Consider the following 21,047-nt stretch of genomic DNA (forward strand, 5'->3'; position numbering starts at 1 on the left):
TTAACGGTTACCGTCCACAGTTCTACTTCCGTACAACTGACGTAACTGGCGCGATCAAACTACAAGATGGCGTAGAAATGGTAATGCCTGGTGACAACGTTGAGATGTCAGTAGAATTAATCCACCCAATCGCAATGGACCCAGGTCTACGTTTTGCGATCCGTGAAGGTGGTCGTACAGTTGGTGCTGGTGTAGTTGCTAAAGTAACTGCATAATCATCTGATTGTGTGAAAAAGCGCCCCTTTGGGGCGCTTTTTTTATGGCGTCTAGTTAGATGTTTTGTTTGTTGGATTGTTAGTTATTGCCACAGTGCAATATTGATAAGCTTTTATGAACCTTATTTAGTAATAAGATGGTTTTGTTTTACGATTTTTTTTAATAAAAATTATATAAATTAGTTGCTTATGTGCTGTAAAGAAGAAGTAAATTCAATTCTTATCCCTTATTAAGCCTGTCTCCTAGAGTTAAATATCTGTCTCATTATGTCAAGTTTTAATTTTCATAAGAATTAGTATAAATGGAAGAAAAATACAAAAGCGACAAGGAGATGCAAAATGCAAAAGGAATATGATGTCGTCATCATCGGAGCAGGACTTTCGGGTATTGGTATGGGATGCCAATTAACTCAACAAAGCCCGCACAAATCATTTACTATTTTAGAACGTCGTCAGGCTTTAGGCGGGACGTGGGATCTTTTTCGTTATCCTGGAATCCGCTCTGACTCAGATGTGATTAGTTTTGGCTTTAAGTTCAGCCCTTGGAATAGTAATCAAGTTTTAGCTGCTGGAGAGTCCATAAAAAGCTATTTAAAAGACACAGCTGAAAAATTTGGTATTGATCAGAAAATTCAGTACGGTATTAAAATTAACTCAGCAAATTTTTCCACTCGAACCAATCGTTGGACGGTAGATGCGATAGATGAGGCAACGGGCGAAGTATGTCAATTTGGTTGTAATTATCTGATCACCGCTACAGGTTATTATAACCACGATCAAGGTTATACGCCAAAGTATCAAGGTTTGGAAAATTTTAAAGGGCAATTTGTGCATCCGCAGCACTGGCCAGAGAACTTAGATTATAAAAACAAACGTGTGGTGGTGATTGGCAGTGGCGCAACTGCGGTGACTTTAATTCCTGCGATGGCAAATGAGACGGCGCATATCACGATGTTGCAGCGTTCTCCAAGTTATGTGATTAATGTGCCAAATACCGACAAATTGGTTGATGCCTGCCGAAAAGTCTTATCTGAAGAGTTGGTGTATAAAATTTTCCGTAAGCGTAATATCTTTATGCAGCGTGGTATTTATAAATTATCACGTCGTTTCCCGAATAAAATGCGCTCATTCTTGCTGTCAAATGCGCAAAAAGCGTTGGGTGAGCACTATGATATGTCCCACTTCACACCGAAATATATGCCTTGGGATGAGCGTCTTTGTGCTATTCCAGATAATGATTTATTTGCTGTAATTCGCGAAGGTAAAGCTTCTGTTGTAACAGATCATATTGAGTGTTTTAGCGAAAAGGGTATTTTGTTGAAATCAGGTGAAATGCTTGATGCAGATATTATTGTAAGTGCTACAGGCCTTGAGTTACAGATGCTTGGGGGGATTCAAATTTCGGTCGATCAAGAGCAGATTAAACCGAATGAAAAAATGAGTTATAAAGGAACATTAATTCAGGATGTTCCTAATTTTGCGTACTTATTTGGTTATACCAATGCGCCTTGGACACTCAAAATTGATTTAGCGTGTGATTATATTTGTCGCTTAATCAATGAGTTGGATATTCGTCAAATGGCTGCTGTTAAAGCGGTTGCGCCAATCAATGAGAAGACAGAGCATAGTATCGTATATGGCATGCAATCGGGTTATGTACAACGAGGGGATTGGGTCTTGCCACGTCAAGGAAAGTCTTCCGAATGGTTTGTTAGCCATAATCTTGAAAAAGATACAGAAATGTTTAACCAATCCGTTGATAGTCCGAATCTGGTTTGGTCAGTTGTTTTAGAGAAGCCTAAAGGAAAAGTGAAGGCAGCATAAGTTGGGGAAGGCTTTGGCGTATGCTGTAGATGAAGACATGCGCCAAAATTAATTGCCGAAAAGGGAATATGGGCATGAATATAAAACAATTAAGTTTTATGAGTGGTGGGGGTATTCTTTCTCGGGTGGGCATGCGATTCAAACTGCAGCCAATCATCCAGAAATTTGTGCAGTATTACTTCAAGCAGCGCTTGTCAGTGGTTTATCCAGTTTGAAAGGTGTTCCACTGGCAAAATTGGCCCGTTTGAGTGTTGTTGGTCTTTGTGACTTGATGGGTGGCTTGCTCAATAAACCCGTTTATCGTCCAATTGTTGGGCATGTGCAGGATGATGCGGCCATGACCACAGCAGATGCATGGGAGGGTTATCTGTCGCAACTTCCCGAGAATGCGAACTGGGAAAACAAAAACTCGGGCCCGTATCTTCTTAGAGGTACCATTATATAACCCGATTCGTTCCGTGCATAAATTGAATATGCCAATTTTGGTGATTTCAGGGCAAAACGATACAGTCATTCCAGAAACAGCAATGCGTGTGGCGGTCCATAAAATGCCAAATGCACGCTATTACATGCTGCAAAGTAATCATTTTGAACTTTGCTCAGGTGAAGTTTTTGAAAAGAATATTGCTTTGCAAATCGGCTTTTTAAAGGAAAAAGTTCCCGTGCATTTGGTGCATGTAGCAGCATAAAAAATGAGGCCTAGTGCCTTATTTTTTATGCTCATCATCTTTGTTTGTACTAACTTTCTATCTTCAGGTGGATCTGGGTGTAGGTGAATTGTCTAACAATTTAGCTCTAAAACTGTCCTAAACTGATATTTTGCTGACCTTAACTGCACTTATGGGCAGAGCCTAATCACGTAAGATAAAAAGACAGAATAAATATAAGGATTGAATATCTTTATCGGATGTTCATAGGAGCCGAAAGATGAATGCCAAGGTAAAAATTACCAATCGCGCAGGTGCGAGTTTCCCTGTACGTCGAATGAACTTTGAGTTTGAAAATGTGCCTGAATATTGGATGAATGGTTCGGCAGGGCTGACCCATTTTATGACAGCTTTATCGGCACTCTTTCCGGCAGGTGAGATGTTTTTTATCGACAGTGTCCGTGCCGTACGCCAGCATCCAGCAATCAAAGACAATGCTGAACTGCAAAAGGAAATTTCAGCGTTTATTGGTCAAGAGGCGATGCATACGCAAGAGCATGAAGGCTTTAATGCATCAGCACAAAAATATGGACATGATGTGGCAACCCTTGATCACTATACTGATCGTGCGATTCAGACCACGCGTAAAGTATTTGCTTTTTTAGGTAAACCTGTGGGCATTACTCAAGAAATGGTCGATTTAACCGCAACTACAGCGTTAGAGCATTTTACTGCAACGATTGCCTCTCAACTGTTGGTCAATAAACACATCCAAGAACTTATGACAGATGAAACCATGAAAACCATGTGGTTATGGCATGCGATTGAAGAAAATGAACATAAAGCAGTGGCTTATGATGTTTTTGAAGGTATTTTTGGTAAAGGCTTAAAAGCATATCTTTTAAGAACCAGCTCTTTGGTTGCAGCAATGGCAATTCTGTTCCTTGTACAGTCGTATTTCGTATTTCGGTTATTGCAACAAGACAAACTGTTGAACATGGCGGCATTAAAAGATATTTATACCTATGGATATAGCCCATCGAAAGGCATTATAACGGGGATGGGGCGTGAAATGATGATGTATTTCAAACCCGGTTTTCACCCCAATGACCACGATACCGATGCTTTACTGGAAAAGTGGAAAGCAAAGTTAGGTTTTTAAGTTGTATTGACACTTTGAGCGATATAAATCGCTCATTTTTGTATTCGATTTTAGCTACAAATTTTTTATAATGCTGCATCCTTATTTTAGAAAGATAAACGAAGATGATTCGTTTAATGCACACTGCGGACTTAGATCAAGTCGTTCAGATTGAGCGTTTAGTTCAAACCCATCCTTGGAGCTTGCAACAGTTTCAAGAGTCAATCCAGTCTTATCATAGTACCGTGATTGAACAGGCGGGGCAGGTGGTCGGATTTTGTATCCTGCAACCTGTACTTGATGAAGCCAATTTACTGTTGATGGCTATTCATCCGAGTCAGCAAGGCAAAGGGCTGGGTTATCAACTGCTCGATGCTTCATTGGCACAACTCAAAAACAACCCACTACAAGTCTTTTTAGAAGTCCGTGAGAGCAATCAGGCGGCCATTGCATTGTATGAAAAGTCGGGCTTTCATCAGATTGATCTGCGGAAAAATTATTATCCTAAACCCGATGGGACTCGTGAGCATGCCATTATTATGGTGAAATCGTGCAGTGATGACTTTGCCGAACTGTTTAAATAATCGAAAAGTTGAATTGAATACGATGACTATTTAATAATGGCATTATTCCAGCCTGAAGGCAGGGTGGTCATTAATGAGTTTCCCAATTGCTCGACTTCTTCTGTACTGAGACTGTGGTTGAGTCGACGCCATTGGCCATCAATGAGTAGCTCTAAAGGCAAATATTGCGATTTGTAGTTCATTTTTTCTGAGTGTGGTACCCAGTAACCCAAGTACACAAACTGTAAAGCACGTGCTTTAGCAAGCTCAATTTGTTTTAAGATGGCAAAAGCCCCCAATGAGCGTTTGCTTTCATCGGGGTCAAAAAACGTGTAGACCGCAGACAAGCCATCATCTAAAGGGTCACAAGTCGAAACACAGATGAGACGGTCTTCTTTCCATAGTTCTAGGAAAAAGCTATCAGTACAGCTGTGCACGAGAAATTTATCAAATTGGTCACGACTCGGTGGGAACATATCTCCATCGGCATGGCGTTTAAAGATATAACGCTCATATAAGTCATAATGCTTTTTAGTGGCATCTGCCGTGCGAGTAATCTTTAAAGTAAGGTCTTGGTTGCGTTTCCATGCCTTTTTTTGACTGCTGTTCATTTTAAATTCGCGCACAGGTACACGGCTAGACAAACACTGTCGACACAGATGACACTCTGGGCGGTAGACAAAATCTCCACTGCGACGGAAACCGACACGAGAAAGTTCGGACAGTGTAACCACATCAATACGATGTGCTGGATCGAGGAACACCATCCGAGCTGACTTTTTTTCTAGATAGCTACAGTCATGCGGTGGGGTAATGTAATACTGTAAATCATTCAGTAGGGACTTCGGGTGATACGAATTCATAGTAAATCCCTCTATTATTCTTTATTCAATCAGTCGCGCATTCTGCGCTATTGTTTTACTTGAAAATACACCCTCCTGATATATTTTCCAATCAATAGCAGGTTGATTTACAACATCTTGTAACGATTTTAAGTAGGTTTGCCGAGAAAGTGTACAAGCACCGAGGCTCAACAGATGATCATTGACCAATTGGCAGTCGATCCAAGGTAGTTCATTTTCACGTCCAATCAACATCAGTGTATAAAATGCCATTTTTGAAACATCAGTTTCGGTACTGAACATAGACTCCCCAAAACAACCTTTGCCGATGCTGACACCATAAAGCCCTCCGACTAAGCGTGTTTGATCCCAAACCTCGACACTATAGCCATAGCCTGCATCAAACATGTCACAATAACCCTCAATAATATCTTCACTGATCCATGTGTCATTGGCATAGCTACGTGGCAGTGAACAGGCACGGATCACCCGTTCAAAAGCTTGATTGATGGTGATGCGATAATCTTGCTTTTTCATGCTACGAAGTAGGGTTTTACTGGGCTGATAATCCTGCGGTCGGATGATGCAACGTGGTTCAGGGCTCCACCAGCAAATGGGTTCACCTGCGGAGAACCATGGAAAGAGACCATGGCTATAAGCCTCAAACAGGGTAGACGGGGAGAGGTCTGCACCGATACAAATTAAGCCTTCACCCTCGGGGTCAACTTCAAGCGGATCGGGAAAGATATACTCAGAAGGCGGTAACTGCTGCATAGTAAAGTCGAAACATGATAAAAAATGACCCTTAGATCATACATAAAAAAACCGCCCATTGTGGGCGGTCTTTTTTAAAGGCTTAGATTATTCGCCTAACGCATCCAAATATTTTTCCGCATCTAGTGCAGCCATACAGCCTGAACCTGCTGAAGTGATTGCTTGACGATAAACACTATCTGCAATATCACCTGCTGCGAATACACCTGCGACAGAAGCAGCGGTGGCATTACCAGATGTACCGCTTTGAACTTGGATATAGCCATCACGTAAGTTCAATTGACCATCAAACATTGAACTGTTTGGTTTGTGACCAATTGCAACAAATAAACCTTGTACATCAATGTTTTGGGTAGATTCGTCTTGAGTTGATTTTAAGCGAACTGCGGTTACGCCCGTGTTGTCACCTAACACTTCATCGACTTGGTGATTCCAAATGATGCTGATTTTTCCTTCTTTTTCTTTTTCAAATAAATGATCTTGAAGGATTTTTTCAGAACGCAATGAATCACGACGGTGAACCAAAGTCACATGCGATGCAATGTTAGACAAATACAGCGCCTCTTCGACGGCAGTATTGCCTCCACCCACAACCATGACTTTTTGGTTTTTGTAGAAGAAACCATCACAGGTTGCACATGCGCTCACGCCTTGGCCCATAAAAGCAGCTTCAGATTCAAGACCTAAGTACTGAGCGGTCGCACCTGTGGCAATAATTAGTGCATCACAAGTGAACTCATCCATATCACCTTTAAGGACGAATGGACGTACAGAAAGATCGACTTCATTGATATGATCGTAGATGATTTCAGTACCAAAACGTTCCGCATGTGCTTGCATACGTTCCATGAGTGCAGGGCCTGTTAAGCCTTCAGGGTCACCCGGCCAGTTATCCACTTCAGTCGTTGTGGTGAGCTGACCACCGAGTTGGATACCTGCAATCAATGTAGGCTTTAAGTTGGCACGCGCAGCATATACCGCAGCGCTGTAACCTGCAGGGCCTGAACCGAGAATAATCAAACGTGAGTGACGAGCGCTCATACGTAGAATCCTTTTTTTATTTAGAAATTTGTGGAATTATACGTGAAACTCTATAACAGTTGTGTGTGTTCAATGTCGATATTATTGATCATATAAATCGTTTTGAGCTATATAGAAGAAATATGCGGTGTAGAGCGGGTAAAAGTGGATAAATCATCTACTCGCTATACATAAAGCATTTAAGAATAGTGCATCTTTTTATAGAGAAGAGGTGCATAATATGACGTTTATTGTGAAACTTTTGCTTTAGGTTTCGAACAAAAACATTAATGAAGAATTTGTTACAGGACAGTATATGACTGAGGTGTCGGGTGCTTATGCACAGCGCTTATTAATGACATTATTTTTAGTCTCGTTTGGCATTTATTTGTTCCTTGCTACCGTGACCTATACCCCATTTGATCCGGGCTGGATGCATATATCAAGTGATACCTTACAAGTTTCGAATGCCAGTGGTGTTGCAGGGGCATGGATTGCTGATTTGTTGTTCGGCTTTTTGGGGTGGGCAAGTTTACTTATTCCTGTGTTTTTGTTTATTGAAGCCATTCAAGTGTGGTGGCCACATAGCTTTTTAAACCGCCCATTTCGTTATGCTGCCCAGTTTTTTATTTTGCTTGCAACGGCCAGCTTACTGTTCTTGTTTTGGCAAGTTCCCGCAGATACTTTAGATAATGCCTCGGGCGGGATTATTGGCTACGAACTTGGACAAAGTTTGTCGCAAATTTTAAGTATTTATGGTGCAACTTTATTTTTGGTTGTTTTTACTTTAGTTTTGCTAACCTTGGCTTTTGGGATTAAATGGAATCGTACTTTCGCTACACTTAAGGCAACCCCAGCTTATTTACAAGATCTATTTTATCGTAACGTGCCTGAAAGCGAGTCTGCCTTTGATCGGACGGCGCCAAGTGTAAAAAAAGAAGTGATTGCAACAGCACCGAAAAAGGGTATTGATGCAACGGAATTGGCAGAGGCGCCAGCTGTGCAAGAGGCATCGGTGAAAGCACCTCAGCGCGACTATTCAGCAGAGCATTTGTTTAATGATATGGTTGCGAAAGAACACCGTGTCCAAGAACAACAGGTGGATGTGGATGATGAGGCAGAGCTTGAGCGAACCCTTGAAAAAGCACATCAATTAGAACAAGACAGCCAACGTGTCGTGGCGACAGGTGAGGTTTGGCGTGCATTAAACTCAGGTGAGGATCAACGTCATAAAAATGATATTGATGCTTTACTTCGTGCTGCCGAAGAAGATCGCCCATTTAGCCCAGAACAACATTTTCAAGCAGTGGTGCAAGATCATACAGCACCCATTGCTGATCCAAATTACTTCCAAGACAATGCTCCTGCGCAGAAGAAAAATGTCGATTGGGATGATGATGAAATCTTTGATGAGTTGCTTGCTGCCGTACCTAACGGCAAAACAGCAACGGATGTTCATAGCCCATTCAATATGCCTGAACCTGTGTCTCATTTACATGTCGTTGAAGATCCTGTTGCAGTGGCAACAATAAGTACTGCTGTGACTCAGGCAGCATCACAACGGTCAATCCAGACTGGACAAATAGCCCCATTAGATACATTGGATGATATTGATGACTTCTTAGCCGAAGACTGGGAAGAGCGTAAAGAGGCTTCACCTGAAGTACGCACCACTAGCAGTTATGCTCAGTCTTCAGCCTTTGTCCAAGCCCCGATTCAACATCAAAATACGGTGAGCACTCATGCTACACCTGCTGCGGTCAAAGAAGTTTTATCTAAAGAAGCATTTATTGAAGCATGGCAAGATACCGCAGGCAAACCGCAGGATGAAGACGAGTTTGATTTTGATGCGCCACTGACGGATGCCTCTGGTCGTCCGATGTCTTTGGCAATGCAAGTGGTCGAACGTCGTCGTGATCTATCACCACTCCCGGGGTTAGATTTGCTCGATGAAGTTGATCTGAATAAAAAAGTCAATTTCACCGCGGAACAGTTAGCTCGGTTATCTGAATTGCTTGAAATTAAGCTACAAGAATTTAATGTCAAAGCTAAAGTGGTTGAGGCGCAACCAGGACCTGTGGTAACTCGATTTGAGTTAGATTTGGCTCCAGGTGTAAAAGCCTCTAAAGTCACCAATATCTCGCGAGATTTGGCACGTTCAATGTCCATGGCTTCCGTACGTGTGGTCGAAGTTATTCCGGGTAAACCGTATATTGGGATTGAAGTGCCAAATAGCAGCCGTGAAATGGTGCGTTTGATTGAATTGTTAAAAACCCCAGCCTTTGAAGATCCTGCTGGCTTACTGTCTATGGCAATGGGTAAAGACATTTCAGGTAATCCGGTGATTACTGATCTGGGCAAAGCACCGCATATGTTAGTTGCGGGAACTACAGGTTCAGGTAAGTCCGTTGCAGTGAACTCGATGATTTTGTCGATGCTGTTAAAATATAAGCCAGAGCAACTGCGCCTGATTCTGATTGATCCAAAACAGTTAGAACTTGCAAACTATAACGATATCCCACATTTACTTACCCCAGTTGTGACTGATATGAAAGATGCGGTCAGTGCCTTGAATTGGTGTGTGAATGAAATGGAACGTCGTTATAAGCTGATGTCTTTCTTAAAGATCCGTAAGCTTGCAGACTACAACCGTAAGGTGGAAGAGGCTATTGCTAATGGTGAAGACCTGATTGATCCGACATGGAAAGCCAGCGACTCTGTTGCAGGTGAGCGAGCACCACGTTTACAACCCTTACCTTCGATTGTGATTGTGGCCGATGAGTTTGCTGACATGATTATGCAGGTCGGAAAAAAAGCAGAAGAAATGATTACTCGTTTGGCGCAAAAATCACGTGCCGCAGGGATTCACTTATTGCTTGCAACACAGCGTCCATCGGTGGATGTGATTACAGGTTTAATTAAAGCTAATATTCCAACACGTGTGGCTTTGCGTGTGAACTCAAAAATTGACTCACGTACGATTTTGGATGCGGGTGGTGCAGAAGACTTACTCGGTCATGGTGATATGTTGTTTTTAGGGCCCGGTAAAATTGAGCCTGAACGTGTACATGGTGCCTTTATTGCCGATGACGAAGTGAACCGCATTTGTGATGCGTGGCGTGAACGAGGCTCACCAGACTATGTCGATGAAATTTTGACGCCATTTGATGAAGAGCCAAGTTCTCGTGGCTTTGAAGATGGGGATGGTGATCCAAACCGTGATGCGCTGTATGATCAGTGTGTGTCCTTTGTATTGGAAACACGCAAAGTTTCGGTATCTTCGCTACAACGTAAATTTAGTTTGGGTTATAACCGTGCGGCACGGATTGTTGACCAAATGGAAGAAAACGGAATCGTAAGTGCACAAGGTGCGAACGGTAAACGAGAAATTTTAGTTTAGAAAAGTCAGCCTGCGGATAGCAGGCTTTTTCTTAATCATTCAGTTTAGGCATAGTCATGCAAATTATTGATGCATTAATTCCATTGGTGGCACTGATCGCAATGGGATATGTATTAAAGCGTTATCGCTTTTTAACGGTGGAATTTTGGCAAGGTGCTGAAAGGCTAAACTATTGGATTCTATTTCCTGTTCTACTTTTTACAAGTTTAGCTACAGTTCATTTTGATATCGGACAAGTTTTGCCTCCGCTAGCGGTTGTTTTTGCAGTGACTTTGCTGATTAGTTTAGTTCTGTGGATACTTAAAGCAATCTTTCACTTTCCTGTCGCTCAGTTTGGTGTGTATTTACAAAGCCAGATTCGTTTCAATACCTATATTGGCTTGACCAGTATGGCACTGATTTTTGGTGCTGCAGGGATGCAAGTCTTTGCCATGATTATTGCCTTTGTGATTCCTTTGGTGAATGTGCTGTCGGTACTGAGTTTTTCTCAAGGGCAGGGGCTGTCTTATAAAAACATTGCGTGGTCGGTTGCGAAGAATCCACTAATTTTGGCGTGTATCGTGGGGATTATGTTTAATTTCTCAGGTATGCACTTAGCTGAAAGCATTAGTCAATCCTTAAAACTGGTGGCGGGAATGAGTCTTCCACTTGGTTTGTTGTGTGTTGGTGCGGCATTACAGTTTAATGCGTTGAGGCATGCTGGGCGTGCTTTGATTTTAAATACCTTCGGGCGTTTAATCCTTGTGCCGATTCTGGCTTATATTGGCTGTCGTTTAATGGGTTTAGCCTCATTTGAAACCATGATTGTAGTGGTGTTTTTCTCGCTCCCAACGGCATCAGCAGCCTATGTCCTCACTAAATACTTCCAAGGTGACAGTCAGCTCATGGCTGCTGTGATTAGTTTACAAACCATTTGTTTTGGTCTGACTTTTCCACTGTGGATGTGGTTTTTGCATGTATAAAAAAATGCCAGTTCCATTGTGCTGAACTGGCATTTTAAAATGGCTGTTTTTGAAGAGTTAGGCAAATTTAGCCAAGACCTCTAAAAATGGTGCCGCTTGACGTGGATAAGCGGCAATCACGTCATGAATGCGCTGACCTTCTGGATTGGTTGCGTTAATATCGCGACCATCCGTTTTAAATTGGGTGAGCAGACGCTCATAATCACTTGGGCGCATGTGTTTAAATGCATGGTACAACACATGAAAGTCGCCATTCACACCTTCAGGAGGAAGCTGAGTTAAATAGGCAAATACACGCTCATCTGACCATTCTTCATTGAACGTTGCTGGCTGAGATAATGCCATAGCAATCTCCTTGCTGGTTTAATCATTAAAAAAGGCAAAATATGGGAGACAAAAAATACTTTTTTGTGTCTGCGCATATTCTGCCTTGATTCAATTTGCTTGACTAATCAAAAATCAGATTAACGTTCTTCAGGCAAATTGATATTCATTTCAAGCATTTCAATATTCGCTTCAGAACGAACAGCCATTTGAATGTGCTGTTCATCTACACCGCGAACATAGCGATTCACCACTTGCATGATTTCTTTCTTCATTTGGTCGATTTTTTCTTGGCTAAGACGTTTACCTAAACCACTTTCAGACGCTACGATAACTTTCAAACGATCTTTTGCTGTTTGTGCACTAGACGGTTTTTCATCATTACTAAAAAGCTTACTCCAAAATCCTGCCATGTCTACGCTCCAAATAATCGTGCTAACCAACCTTTAGGTTTCACGGTAATGTGACGATAAGGACGTTCTTCACCTAAGAAACGTGCTACAAGGTCATCATAGGCTTGGCCTGCTGATTCTTCAGTGAAGAGAATCACTGGTTTACCTTCGTTCGATGCTTGTAAAACGCTCTTACATTCAGGAATAACACCCAAAGTCGGCACACGTAAAATATCTTTAGAAATGTCGTCAATAGTTAACATTTCTTGTTTATCTGCGCGCTCAGGGTTGAAACGTGTGATACACAAGTGTTTACGAATACGACCTTCGTTCATTTCCACTTTCTTGGTTTTGCTATCGAGCATCCCAATAATACGGTCTGAGTCACGTACAGATGAAATTTCAGGGTTTGTCACAATAATTGCTTCGTCGGCATGGTACATTGCTAAAATCGCACCACGCTCGATCCCTGCGGGTGAGTCACAAATAATGTAGTCAAACTCTTGTGACAACTCATCCATAACACGCGCTACGCCTTCATCAGTTAAGGCATCTTTATCACGGGTTTGCGACGCAGGTAAAATATATAAGTTCTCGATATCTTTATCGCGGATAAGCGCTTGTTGTAATCGAGCTTCGTTATTTAAGACATTGACAAAATCATAGACAACGCGGCGTTCACAACCCATGATCAAATCAAGGTTACGTAAACCTACGTCAAAATCGATCACAACAGTTTTGTGACCACGTAGGGCTAAACCTGTTGCAAAAGATGCACTTGTCGTAGTTTTGCCTACGCCACCTTTGCCTGATGTTACGACAACAATTTTCGCCACCGAATCCACTCCTGTTATGGTTTAAATCCCCTTATTTATCATTTGGGGCTTTTGGTGTTTATTTATACATTAAAATTCAAGCGCTTCAAATACAAGCTCTTGTTGATCATTTAAGTAAATATGTGTTGGGCGTTTTAAATGCTGCGCTGGAATATCATCTGCGACACAATAGGTTCCTGCAATTGAAACCAACTCAGCTTCTAAAGCATGGCAAAAGATACGTGCAGCAGTGTTTCCACCCGCGCCGGCAATGACTCTACCACGAGCACTGCCATAAATATGTATATTTCCTGAAGCAATTACTTCCGAGCCACTGTTAATGCCCGCGGTAATAATGATATCGCCTTGATTTTGAACCAAGCACTGACCCGTACGTAAAATTTCGTCATGGTATGAGGTCGCATGACGAATCACAGAGGCTGCCGCAACTGGAGCATTGGCAGACGGTGTGGCAACAGGAGCAGGGGCTTCAACCACTTGCTCTTTGGTTGCTTTAACTTCTTGTAGCTGTGCACCTACCGCATGACCTTGGGCTGGAATTACGGGGAACTGAATGGCACGTGCTTGTTCAGCCAAAATCCCATCTTGTACGGCCATTGGTTGAACATCCAGATCAAGCAGTAATTGGATGAGCGAAATTAACTCTTGCTCAACAGTACTTTCTAGAACCACCAAAGCTCCAGCAGTTGATGCACTTTGTAATGTTTTAGTTAACTGCTGTCGGATTGCATCATGATCATTGGTGTCAAGGGTAATGCGAATTGCATTGACCATTCTGCCGGTTATCCGGATATCAGCCATAATTTTTCCTTAAGACTTCTCAGATTTATTTTTTACTAAAGAAGTGATGTTGTAAATAGAGCAAATCCTAGAACAAAATGAAGGATTGCACTAGCTACGTTTGTAATATTTTTAGCTTAATGCTTATTCTTTGGCTTGATCATCTTTTTCTAGCTCTTCTAGCCATTGTTTCACTTTAACTTGCTTACGAATTGCATCCAAACTTTCATAGACCACAGACTCAACCAATTGCTCCAATGACTGATTGTCAATTTTTAAATCACTGACCTTTTCCGCAATTAAGCGGTAGGTCGCATTGGGTTGTGCTGGGTTTCCCGTAACCATCGGTTCTAATAAGCCTTGAGTGATATTTTCACCGAGACGTTGCCCGATACTTTGAATTTGCTGTTCAATTCGTCCTCCCACAATTGGAATTAAACGCAGTAATTGGGTGAGTTCGGGGGTATCTTCAATCGCACGGTTCACAATCAGACCGACATTTTGTGCAATAAAATACTGACGCTGTTTCAGTTCAGTCGCGAGAGATTCTTGTAGAATTTCGGCCAATGCTTGTGCAAATAAAGTCCGATGATGATCGACAAGGTCATGGATAATTTTTTTATGGGTCGAGCTGGTATTTAATTCGTGCTTAACCCCATCCAATACGGTAATCACGACGCGGTCAGACAGTTCCTCCATCACCACGCGGTAGTAAAATTTGCCCTTAGCTTGTACCGATTGAGGAATGACGTTATAGCCTAATTCGTGCAGGCGAAAAGCAATCACTCCCGCGCGGAATAACCTTAAAAAGCGTAAATGAGGAATAATGGCTAAAATTTCGTACCAATGGATGAAAGGGAAGAAAAACCAGCGACGATGGTGCTTATAAATAATAGCAATACCCCAACGTACCAGTAATTCAGCAATCAAGAACAGAATAAACCCAGCCTCGGTGGTAATGACCCACGGGTGCAAATGTTCGCGATAAAACGCTAAAACATTTTCAAGATGAATGGCATGGAAAAACCATCCACCAATATTGCTCATGATAAAAAAATTAGCGCACAAGCAAAACAAGTTAAAAATGATGAGAAACACCATAAAAATGTCATAGATCAAAAACAGTTTGAAATACAAACTTTGTGGATCGACCTGATGATATTTTGATTTTTTGGCTTGGTTATTCTGCATCATGCATAGACCCTTACTGGGTTGAGTGGGAAGGTGAATATTTGGTTTTCATTTGTTCAATCAATTGGTCTTTTTCAGCCCAAAGTTGGTCAACCCATTGTTGAAACTGTTCACGAAAGCGAGCATCGTCTTCATAGTTTCCAGAAAGTACCCACGCAGGGATGTCAATTTTACGCAAATTAACTGCAATCCGTGGGACTTCGCCAAGCCAAAATTCACTATAGCCAGGCACACCATCGGGATAGACAATGGTCATGTCCACCAACGCATCAATCTCCTTACCCAAAATCCCTAAGGCCAAAGCTAAACCGCCTGCTTTGGGTTTGAGCAAATGTTGATAAGGGGATTGTTGCTGGTCATGTTTTTCTTGGGTAAAGCGTGTACCTTCCAAATAATTTAATAGGGTAAATGGTTGACTCAGTAATTGTTCACAAGACTTGCGCGCTTCAATCATATCGCGTGTTTTTAATGCAGGATTTTTCGCAATTTGTTCTTTACTATGCCTTTTCATCATTGGAAAACCTAGAATTTTAAAGGCTTGTCCGACAAATGGAATAAAAATAAGTTCCCACTTGGTAAAGAAGCGAGTGAGGGGCATACGGGTTAAGCCGAAGTACTGATTGACTGTGGTATCGACCCAACTTTGGTGGTTACAGGTCATCAGATAACGACCTTGCATACTTAGCTCAAGATCTTCATCGACTGAAATATCCCATTGGGTATCAGGTAAAATGTGATCAATTAAATAATTGTTCACTCCTAGCCAGCTGTTGGTAATTTGAATATTGGTTTCATCTACTTTTTTTGATTGTTTAAACAGTTTTGTGAGACCAAGTGCCAGTACGGGTGGGCCGTGAAAAAAAGTACTTCCTGTAATGACTGAACCAACAGTTAAACCACGTGTGATTTTTTTTAATAAAGGTTGTTTTTGGTTTGGCGATGACATAAAAATAAACCCTGAAATCTAATGTGTTTTACAACTCGTTCTATTTTCTAAAGGTCAATATAGTACGGGATGATCAAATAGAAAAGCACCAAACATTAACTGTGTAGGAAATGTGACGAAGAAAGCCTTGAAAAGGAAATTTTTTATTACATATTGTAAATAAAGGCTTTATTATTAACAAAAAATCAATGGTCTAGTTTATCGTTTTACGACAATATTTGTTCTATAAACAAAACACACAAAGAAGGAGGCATGCGATGCGTGCACTAGCAATTTCCGCAGTCGTTGGGGCAATGGTTCTTACAGGTTGTCAAAGCACTGGCAATAACATTGGTGGTGTAGAATACGATAAAGCTGCTTTAGGTACTTTAATTGGTGCTGCTGCGGGTTATGGTATTTCTAAAGGTAATGCGAATAGTAGCCGTCAAAACAACCGTGCTGCAGCGATTGGTGCTGTATTAGGTGGTGCAACGGGCGTTTACCTTGACAATAAAGAGAAAAAACTTCGTCAACAAATGGCGGGTACTGGTGTAGAAGTTAACCGTAATCCAGATGGCTCTGTAGGTTTAATCATGCCGGGTAACATTACGTTTGATACCAACAAATCGAACATCAAGCCAAACTTCTATTCAACGTTGAACAAAGTTGCGCAAACTTTAACTGAAGATAACAAGAGCGGTATTCTTGTAACAGGTTATACCGACAGTACAGGTAATGACTCAATCAACATTCCGCTGTCTCAAGCGCGTGCGCAATCTGTAGCAAGCTACTTGGCATCTCAAGGTGTTTCTACAACACGTATTAATGCGCAAGGTCAAGGTTCAGCAAACCCAATCGCGTCTAACGCAACTGCTGAAGGCCGTGAGCAAAACCGTCGTGTAGAAATCAGCATCTACGCAATTCAATAATTTTTATTGAAGACTGAAAAACCACCTTCGGGTGGTTTTTTTATGACGATTAAAATGTGAATTTGCATTATGCATCTTGAGTGGAGATGACTATAATCGAGCTCGGAATGAAATAGAGGAAAGACTATGTCACTGGCAAGTCAGTTAAACGACAAGCAACTTGAAGCCATGAAATATACTCAAGGACCCTTGTTAGTACTTGCAGGGGCTGGTTCAGGTAAAACTTCGGTGATTACCCGTAAGGTTGCTTACTTGGTGAAACACTGCGGTATTCCAGCGTATCGCATCACAGCGATGACGTTTACCAATAAAGCAGCACGCGAAATGAAAGAACGTGTCACTAAATTACTTTCACGCGAAGAGGCAAAAGGCCTTTCAGTTTCGACTTTCCATACCTTCGGCCTAAACATGTTGCGTTTAGAGTTGAAACACACACCATTAAAAAATAATTTTTCTATTTTAGATGCAGACGACTGTAAGCGTATTTTGATGGACTTGATGCACCGTGACAATTTATCTGGTGCGGAAAGTAAAGAGCTGATTGCGAAAGCCATGAAGATGATTTCAGATTGGAAAAACGATCTGATTCCACCTGAGCAAGCACACACCACTTGTGAAACTGCTGAAGATGTTCAGTTTGCGCATTTGTATCAACTATATGAACGTAATTTACGTGCTTATAATGCGGTCGATTTTGATGACTTGATTGTGATGCCGACGCGTCTTTTACAGGAAAATGCAGAAGTTCGTGAACGCTGGCAAAATCGCATTCGCTATTTATTGGTCGATGAATATCAAGATACCAACACTGCACAGTATATTTTGGTGAAATTACTGGTGGGGGTGATGGGGCAGTTCACCGCAGTGGGCGATGATGACCAATCCATCTATGCATGGCGTGGGGCTAAGCCTGAAAACATGGCTTTGCTCAAAGAAGACTTTCACAATTTAAAAGTGATTAAACTGGAGCAGAACTATCGTTCGACCAGTCGCATTTTAAAAGCGGCCAATACCGTGATTGGTAATAATCCACATATTTTTGATAAAAAACTGTGGTCAGATAAAGGCCATGGTGAAGTCATTCGCGTGATTACGTGTCGCAATGATGACGATGAGTCAGAGCGCGTGGTGAAAGACTTGATTACGCATAAATTGATGAATGGCAAAAATTGGAAAGATTATGCCATTTTGTATCGGGGTAATTTCCAAGCACGTGCACTGGAAACACAACTGCGTCAGATGCAAATTCCATATAAGTTATCAGGCGGTCAGTCGTTCTTTGCGCGTGCTGAAATCAAAGACGTGATGAGTTATTTGCGTGTCATTATTAACCCAGAAGATGACAGTGCATTTTTACGGATCATCAATACGCCTAAACGCGCCATTGGCCCTGTGACTTTAGAAAAACTGGGTTTATTTGCTCAAGAAAATCATTTGTCTTTGCTTTCAGCAGCGGGTGATCAGCGTCTCACCATGGTGATTCCTAAAAAAGCCACCACGCAGTTGGCGGAGTTTGCAGACTTCATTACCACCTTCACTCGTGAGTTGCTTGAGGATGATGAACCAGTGCCGATTATCCGCAAGATGATGGTTGAAGCGGGTTATATCGACTATGTCAAAGAGTCTGCGGCGACGCCTGCACAGGAAAAAACCAAGCTAGATAATATTGAAGTACTGTATAGCAGTATTCAAAGTTTGATTAACCGTGCTGAAGATGTTGATGAGAAAAACATTGAAAGTGTGATTCGTAAAATGGTGTTGCTGGATATGTTAGAGCAGCAACAAGAAGAAGAAGACACCGACAAAGTAAACTTGTTGACGTTACATGCATCCAAAGGTCTTGAGTTTCCATATGTGTATCTGATTGGTCTTGAGGAAGAATTGCTGCCGCATAAAAACTCGATTGCCGCAGATACGGTTGAGGAAGAGCGTCGCCTGATGTACGTGGGTATTACTCGTGCGCGTCAGGGTTTAACTATTACGCTGGCAGAACAACGCAAAGCGGGCGGGCAGATGAAGCAAATGACACCAAGTCGTTTCTTGGATGAGTTGCCGCAAGATGAGTTGGAATGGCTAGGGCGGAAAAAGAAACTGGCGGGCAATGTCGATCCGAAATTACAAGCGCAGCACTATTTAGACAATTTACGTGCGTTGATTAAACGCTAATTTTTTTATTTTTGAAATTTATTGTACGAGGAAGAATAGAATGAAAGTTCAGGTTAAAGTGTTGGATTCACGTTTAGGCAATGAATGGCCAATGCCAACTTATGCGACAACGGGTTCAGCAGGTTTAGACCTTCGTGCATGTGTAGATGTTGCGACTGTCATTGAACCGGGACAAACGGTTTTGGTCAAAACGGGTTTATCTATTTATATTGAAGATCCACATTTTGCAGGTTTAATTTTACCGCGTTCAGGTTTAGGTCATAAACACGGTATTGTTTTAGGTAACTTGGTGGGTTTAATTGATTCGGACTACCAAGGTGAATTGATGGTTTCAGTTTGGAACCGTAGTCAAACGGCATTCAGTTTAGAACCAGGCGAGCGACTTGCACAGTATGTACTTGTACCTGTGATGCAGGCACAGTTTGATATTGTAGAAGAATTTGAAGCGACAGAACGCGGTGCAGGTGGTTTTGGACATACAGGTCAAAACTAAACGGTCCGTGAAAATGTAAAAAAGCCTCTCATCTGAGGGGCTTTTATTGTTTCTATGCTGAGTGCTCATTTTTAGTTCATAAAAAGTTACACCTCGTTTTTGAATCCTGAGTAAAATTAAAAAAAGCACAAAGCCATAAAAACAAGGGCAGTTGAAAATGAGCTGCTCGAAATGAACAGATTAGAAGTTAGAACTATGCATTATCAGCCGAATTTCCCTGCACATATTTTCCGCGCCTATGATATTCGTGGCAAATTGGATGTCATGAGTGCTGAGTTGATTCGTGCCATTGCGCAGGCGCTAGCGATGCAATATTTAAATGCTGGCCAAACCCGTTTAGCGATTGGTTATGATGCTAGGCTAAGCAGTCCCGCATTTGCAGAAATTATTTATCAAGAATGTATTAAACAGGGGCTAGAAGCACATGATATAGGCTGTTGCGCCAGCCCTGTATTGTATTTTGCAGCGCGTCAGTTTGACGGCAATGGCATTATGGTGACAGCCAGCCATAACCCGAAGTCGGATAATGGTATTAAATGGATTGTGCAGAGTGAACCTCCTTTACCTGAAACAATTCAGCAAGTGGCATACGATACAAATGCGTGCTTGGATCGTCATGCAGAAATGAACTGGCAGATGTTGCCACATGAGGTCGTGCCTGAATATTGTTTAGCTTATCAAGATGCATTATTGAGTGATATCCAACTGCAGCCCCAAGCTCGACCATTTAAGGTGGTGGTAGATGGGCTACACGGATCTGCGGGGCGTTGTGCAGTCTTGGTTCTAAAAAAGTTAGGTTGTGTGGTTCACCCTTTACGCTGCGAGGCCAATGGTGAATTTCCTGAACATGCCCCTGATCCATCTCAAGCCAAACATCTAGAACTGCTGCGTCACGCCGTGCAACAGCAGCATGCGGATATCGGTATTGCCTTTGATGGAGATGGAGACCGTGTTGTTTTAATTGATGAAAACGGAGTGATTATTTCAGCTGATCGGTTACTGTCACTGTTTGCGCAAATGTGTTTGTCTCAACATCCCGAGCATGAAGTCGTGTTCGATGTGAAATGCTCCACGATGGTTCGCAACACAGTACTGGCTCATCAGGGAACTCCCAAAATGATTCGCACAGGTAGTTCATTTCTACGTAAGTATTTGGCGCAGTCTAAAGGACAAGCTATCTTTGGCGGTGAGTATGCTGGGCATTATGTGTTTAATGATGGGCGTGGTTTCGGTTATGACGATGGTTTGTATGCTGCACTACGAGTATTGGAATATTTAAACTTACATCAGCTAACTTTATCAGAAGCTCTGGCAGATTACCCAGAACGTTCGAGTACTGAAGATATTTATATCAGTACCCATCAAATTTCACCTGCGCTGGTTTTAGAAAATGTGGAAAAACAAAGTCAGCACTTTCAAGCAGAAATCAGTAAAATTGATGGTGTAAGACTTGATTTTGAGGACGGATTTGGCATTATTCGAGCATCGAATACGGGCGAGTATTTTACCGTGCGTTTCGACGCGGACAGTGATCAGCGGCTCAATCAAATTCGCCATAGCTTTGTGCACATGCTGACGGCAGATTATCCGCAGATTGCACAAGACATATTAGACGCCCATTAA

Annotated in this window: 20 protein-coding genes and 1 pseudogene; 12 read left to right on the top strand and 9 right to left on the bottom strand. The window is 41.9% G+C overall.

Going from position 1 to position 21,047, the window contains the following annotated elements; genetic code table 11:
* The 6 genes and pseudogenes from GBI16_RS09050 to rimI all read left to right on the top strand — a co-directional run.
* Positions 1–215 (top strand): annotated as a pseudogene (locus GBI16_RS09050) (elongation factor Tu); the annotation flags it as partial.
* 339 nt (positions 216–554) lie between these two features.
* Entirely contained in the window at positions 555–2,039 is a 1,485-nt protein-coding gene (locus GBI16_RS09055; protein ID WP_151706945.1) for an NAD(P)/FAD-dependent oxidoreductase, read from the top strand.
* 52 nt (positions 2,040–2,091) lie between these two features.
* Entirely contained in the window at positions 2,092–2,484 is a 393-nt protein-coding gene (locus GBI16_RS09060; protein ID WP_086208221.1) for a hypothetical protein, read from the top strand.
* Between the two features lie 13 nt (positions 2,485–2,497).
* Positions 2,498–2,728: an alpha/beta fold hydrolase gene (locus tag GBI16_RS09065; protein ID WP_139841343.1), complete on the top strand. Its 231-nt coding sequence runs from the start codon at positions 2,498–2,500 to the stop codon at positions 2,726–2,728.
* Between the two features lie 238 nt (positions 2,729–2,966).
* Entirely contained in the window at positions 2,967–3,848 is an 882-nt protein-coding gene (locus tag GBI16_RS09070) for a metal-dependent hydrolase (protein WP_086208219.1), read from the top strand.
* A gap of 104 nt (positions 3,849–3,952) precedes the next feature.
* Positions 3,953–4,411: a ribosomal protein S18-alanine N-acetyltransferase gene (rimI, locus tag GBI16_RS09075; RefSeq protein ID WP_086208218.1), complete on the top strand. Its 459-nt coding sequence runs from the start codon at positions 3,953–3,955 to the stop codon at positions 4,409–4,411.
* A gap of 26 nt (positions 4,412–4,437) precedes the next feature.
* Here the strand turns inward: rimI and GBI16_RS09080 are convergent, their stop codons facing one another.
* From GBI16_RS09080 to trxB, 3 genes are all read right to left on the bottom strand, one after another.
* Entirely contained in the window at positions 4,438–5,253 is an 816-nt protein-coding gene (locus GBI16_RS09080) for an arginyltransferase (protein ID WP_086208217.1), read from the bottom strand.
* A 21-nt stretch (positions 5,254–5,274) separates the two neighbouring features.
* Complete coding sequence (gene aat, locus GBI16_RS09085) at positions 5,275–6,006, bottom strand: leucyl/phenylalanyl-tRNA--protein transferase (RefSeq protein ID WP_086208216.1); 732 nt, start codon at positions 6,004–6,006, stop codon at positions 5,275–5,277.
* 87 nt (positions 6,007–6,093) lie between these two features.
* On the bottom strand, positions 6,094–7,047 hold the full coding sequence (gene trxB, locus GBI16_RS09090) for a thioredoxin-disulfide reductase (protein ID WP_086208215.1): 954 nt from the start codon (positions 7,045–7,047) through the stop codon (positions 6,094–6,096).
* A 295-nt stretch (positions 7,048–7,342) separates the two neighbouring features.
* On the opposite strand from trxB, the gene GBI16_RS09095 reads away from it, so the two are divergent.
* Together GBI16_RS09095 and GBI16_RS09100 are read left to right on the top strand one after the other, a co-directional pair.
* A complete protein-coding gene (locus GBI16_RS09095; protein ID WP_151706946.1) occupies positions 7,343–10,426 on the top strand; it encodes a DNA translocase FtsK in 3,084 nt (1,027 codons plus the stop codon).
* Between the two features lie 56 nt (positions 10,427–10,482).
* The gene (locus GBI16_RS09100; RefSeq protein WP_086208213.1) at positions 10,483–11,388 is read left to right on the top strand and encodes an AEC family transporter; all 906 of its coding nucleotides are present in this window, start codon (positions 10,483–10,485) and stop codon (positions 11,386–11,388) included.
* Positions 11,389–11,445: 57 nt separating this feature from the next.
* Here GBI16_RS09100 and GBI16_RS09105 read toward each other — a convergent pair whose 3' ends face one another.
* The 6 genes from GBI16_RS09105 to GBI16_RS09130 form a co-directional block, all read right to left on the bottom strand.
* The gene (locus GBI16_RS09105) at positions 11,446–11,733 is read right to left on the bottom strand and encodes a PA4642 family protein (protein WP_004694907.1); all 288 of its coding nucleotides are present in this window, start codon (positions 11,731–11,733) and stop codon (positions 11,446–11,448) included.
* A gap of 119 nt (positions 11,734–11,852) precedes the next feature.
* Positions 11,853–12,125, bottom strand: coding sequence for a cell division topological specificity factor MinE (minE, locus tag GBI16_RS09110; protein WP_086208212.1), 273 nt, complete (start codon positions 12,123–12,125; stop codon positions 11,853–11,855).
* A gap of 2 nt (positions 12,126–12,127) precedes the next feature.
* The gene (minD, locus tag GBI16_RS09115; protein ID WP_004694902.1) at positions 12,128–12,940 is read right to left on the bottom strand and encodes a septum site-determining protein MinD; all 813 of its coding nucleotides are present in this window, start codon (positions 12,938–12,940) and stop codon (positions 12,128–12,130) included.
* A 69-nt stretch (positions 12,941–13,009) separates the two neighbouring features.
* Entirely contained in the window at positions 13,010–13,741 is a 732-nt protein-coding gene (gene minC / locus GBI16_RS09120) for a septum site-determining protein MinC (RefSeq protein WP_110974842.1), read from the bottom strand.
* A gap of 123 nt (positions 13,742–13,864) precedes the next feature.
* Complete coding sequence (locus GBI16_RS09125; protein ID WP_404814593.1) at positions 13,865–14,914, bottom strand: preprotein translocase subunit SecA; 1,050 nt, start codon at positions 14,912–14,914, stop codon at positions 13,865–13,867.
* Between the two features lie 10 nt (positions 14,915–14,924).
* Positions 14,925–15,857 (bottom strand): acyltransferase, encoded by a 933-nt coding sequence (locus GBI16_RS09130; protein WP_086208210.1) that lies wholly within the window; start codon positions 15,855–15,857, stop codon positions 14,925–14,927.
* Between the two features lie 257 nt (positions 15,858–16,114).
* Between GBI16_RS09130 and GBI16_RS09135 the strand changes: the two genes are divergently transcribed.
* From GBI16_RS09135 to GBI16_RS09150, 4 genes are all read left to right on the top strand, one after another.
* Positions 16,115–16,765, top strand: coding sequence for an OmpA family protein (locus GBI16_RS09135; protein WP_086208209.1), 651 nt, complete (start codon positions 16,115–16,117; stop codon positions 16,763–16,765).
* Positions 16,766–16,891: 126 nt separating this feature from the next.
* Positions 16,892–18,931, top strand: a complete 2,040-nt coding sequence (locus GBI16_RS09140; RefSeq protein ID WP_086208208.1) for a UvrD-helicase domain-containing protein — start codon at positions 16,892–16,894, stop codon at positions 18,929–18,931.
* A 40-nt stretch (positions 18,932–18,971) separates the two neighbouring features.
* On the top strand, positions 18,972–19,424 hold the full coding sequence (gene dut, locus GBI16_RS09145; RefSeq protein WP_086208207.1) for a dUTP diphosphatase: 453 nt from the start codon (positions 18,972–18,974) through the stop codon (positions 19,422–19,424).
* Between the two features lie 195 nt (positions 19,425–19,619).
* Positions 19,620–21,047, top strand: a complete 1,428-nt coding sequence (locus GBI16_RS09150; RefSeq protein ID WP_151706953.1) for a phosphomannomutase/phosphoglucomutase — start codon at positions 19,620–19,622, stop codon at positions 21,045–21,047.

It is taken from the genome of Acinetobacter sp. TUM15064 (assembly GCF_008980265.1).
Taxonomy (GTDB): Bacteria; Pseudomonadota; Gammaproteobacteria; order Pseudomonadales; family Moraxellaceae; genus Acinetobacter.

What these genes read in the sequence shown, in the direction of transcription:
- GBI16_RS09055 (WP_151706945.1), top strand. Translation starts at nt 555, where the DNA reads ATGCAAAAGGAATATGATGTCGTCATCATCGGAGCAGGACTTTCGGGT.
- GBI16_RS09070 (WP_086208219.1), top strand. Translation starts at nt 2,967, where the DNA reads ATGAATGCCAAGGTAAAAATTACCAATCGCGCAGGTGCGAGTTTCCCT.
- rimI (WP_086208218.1), top strand. Translation starts at nt 3,953, where the DNA reads ATGATTCGTTTAATGCACACTGCGGACTTAGATCAAGTCGTTCAGATT.
- GBI16_RS09080 (WP_086208217.1), bottom strand. Translation starts at nt 5,253, where the DNA reads ATGAATTCGTATCACCCGAAGTCCCTACTGAATGATTTACAGTATTAC.
- aat (WP_086208216.1), bottom strand. Translation starts at nt 6,006, where the DNA reads ATGCAGCAGTTACCGCCTTCTGAGTATATCTTTCCCGATCCGCTTGAA.
- trxB (WP_086208215.1), bottom strand. Translation starts at nt 7,047, where the DNA reads ATGAGCGCTCGTCACTCACGTTTGATTATTCTCGGTTCAGGCCCTGCA.
- GBI16_RS09095 (WP_151706946.1), top strand. Translation starts at nt 7,343, where the DNA reads ATGACTGAGGTGTCGGGTGCTTATGCACAGCGCTTATTAATGACATTA.
- GBI16_RS09100 (WP_086208213.1), top strand. Translation starts at nt 10,483, where the DNA reads ATGCAAATTATTGATGCATTAATTCCATTGGTGGCACTGATCGCAATG.
- GBI16_RS09105 (WP_004694907.1), bottom strand. Translation starts at nt 11,733, where the DNA reads ATGGCATTATCTCAGCCAGCAACGTTCAATGAAGAATGGTCAGATGAG.
- minE (WP_086208212.1), bottom strand. Translation starts at nt 12,125, where the DNA reads ATGGCAGGATTTTGGAGTAAGCTTTTTAGTAATGATGAAAAACCGTCT.
- minC (WP_110974842.1), bottom strand. Translation starts at nt 13,741, where the DNA reads ATGGCTGATATCCGGATAACCGGCAGAATGGTCAATGCAATTCGCATT.
- GBI16_RS09125 (WP_404814593.1), bottom strand. Translation starts at nt 14,914, where the DNA reads ATGATGCAGAATAACCAAGCCAAAAAATCAAAATATCATCAGGTCGAT.
- GBI16_RS09130 (WP_086208210.1), bottom strand. Translation starts at nt 15,857, where the DNA reads ATGTCATCGCCAAACCAAAAACAACCTTTATTAAAAAAAATCACACGT.
- GBI16_RS09135 (WP_086208209.1), top strand. Translation starts at nt 16,115, where the DNA reads ATGCGTGCACTAGCAATTTCCGCAGTCGTTGGGGCAATGGTTCTTACA.
- GBI16_RS09140 (WP_086208208.1), top strand. Translation starts at nt 16,892, where the DNA reads ATGTCACTGGCAAGTCAGTTAAACGACAAGCAACTTGAAGCCATGAAA.
- dut (WP_086208207.1), top strand. Translation starts at nt 18,972, where the DNA reads ATGAAAGTTCAGGTTAAAGTGTTGGATTCACGTTTAGGCAATGAATGG.
- GBI16_RS09150 (WP_151706953.1), top strand. Translation starts at nt 19,620, where the DNA reads ATGCATTATCAGCCGAATTTCCCTGCACATATTTTCCGCGCCTATGAT.